General features: G+C 67.2%; 2 protein-coding genes. Both read left to right on the top strand.

From position 1 onward, the window contains the following. Positions 1 to 461 (top strand): cobalamin-dependent protein (locus tag ACR2JA_RS13540; protein WP_434009604.1); only part of this gene is annotated, 461 nt, incomplete at its 5' end. Then, a complete protein-coding gene (gene meaB, locus ACR2JA_RS13545; protein WP_434009605.1) occupies positions 458 to 1,462 on the top strand; it encodes a methylmalonyl Co-A mutase-associated GTPase MeaB in 1,005 nt (334 codons plus the stop codon). The genes ACR2JA_RS13540 and meaB, both read left to right, overlap by 4 nt. Positions 1,463 to 1,511 lie beyond the last annotated feature (49 nt).

Below are 1,511 nucleotides of genomic sequence, written 5' to 3' on the forward strand. Positions count from 1 at the left end.
ACACGATGGAATACTGGAACGCCTTGAAAGCGGACATTGCCGCCTTTGCCGATCGTCAGGGTCGTAGGCCCCGCGTGATGATTTCCAAGCTGGGCCAGGACGGCCATGACCGCGGCGCCAAAGTGGTGGCCACGGCCTACGCCGACCTGGGCTTTGACGTGGACATGGGCCCGCTGTTTCAGACGCCCGAAGAATGCGCCCGCCAGGCCATCGAGAACGATGTGCACGCGGTCGGCGTGAGCACCCTGGCCGCCGGTCACAAGACCCTGGTGCCTGCCATCATTGCAGAATTGCACAAACAGGGCGCCGACGACATCATCGTCTTCGTGGGCGGCGTGATCCCGCGCCAGGACTACGACATGCTCTACGAAGCCGGCGTCAAGGGTGTCTACGGCCCCGGCACGCCGATCCCGGCCAGCGCCAAGGACGTGCTGGAACAGATCCGGAAAGCGGTGGCGTGACGCCTGAGCAGATCCAGGCGGGCATCGTCTCGGGCGGTGCGGTCGTCCAGCGCCGCGCGATGGCCAAGGCCATCACGCTGCTGGAGTCCACCCGCGCCGACCACCGCCTGCAGGCCGACGCGCTGCTGACGGGGCTGCTGCCCCATTCCGGCGGTGCGTTCCGCCTGGGCATCAGCGGCGTGCCGGGCGTGGGCAAGAGCACTTTCATTGAGGCGCTGGGCCTGTACCTCATCGGTCAGGGCCACCGCGTGGCGGTGCTGGCGGTCGATCCCTCGTCGTCGGTGTCGGGCGGCTCCATCCTGGGCGACAAGACGCGCATGGAGCACCTGAGCGTGCACGAGAAGGCCTACATCCGCCCGAGCCCGAGCAGCGGCACGCTGGGCGGCGTGGCCGAGAAGACGCGCGAGGCCATGCTGGTCTGCGAGGCGGCGGGTTACGACGTGGTGATCGTCGAGACCGTGGGCGTGGGCCAGAGCGAGACCGCGGTGCACGGCATGACCGACATGTTCTGCCTGCTGCAGCTGCCCAACGCCGGCGACGACCTGCAGGCGATCAAAAAGGGCGTGATGGAGCTGGCCGATCTGGTCGTCATCAACAAGGCCGACATCGACCCCGACGCCGCCACCCGTGCGCGCGCGCAGATCATGTCTTCGTTGCGTCTGCTGGGGCTGCACGGCAACCCGGACCACATGCACCACGACCAAGTCATCTGGCACCCGCAGGTGATCCAGATCAGCGCGCTGCACGGTCAGGGCGTGGACACGTTCTGGTCGTCGGTCAGCGAGTTCCGCCGGCTGCAAACCGCCAACGGCCGACTGGCCGCACGGCGCCAGCAGCAGGCCACGGCCTGGATGTGGGAGCGCATCGACGCCGGCCTCAAACAGCGCTTTCGCGCGCACCCGCAGGTGCGCGAGAAGCTGGACCTTTTCACGCAGCAGGTGCAGGGCGGTCAGCTGGCCGCATCGACCGCTGCACGGCAGTTGCTCGACCTGTTCGAGTGACGCCATTTCCTGATTTCACCGGAGACCACCATGCAAGACATCCTGGACC

Source organism: Hydrogenophaga sp. (assembly GCF_051007235.1).
In the GTDB taxonomy this organism is placed as follows: Bacteria; Pseudomonadota; Gammaproteobacteria; order Burkholderiales; family Burkholderiaceae_C; genus Hydrogenophaga.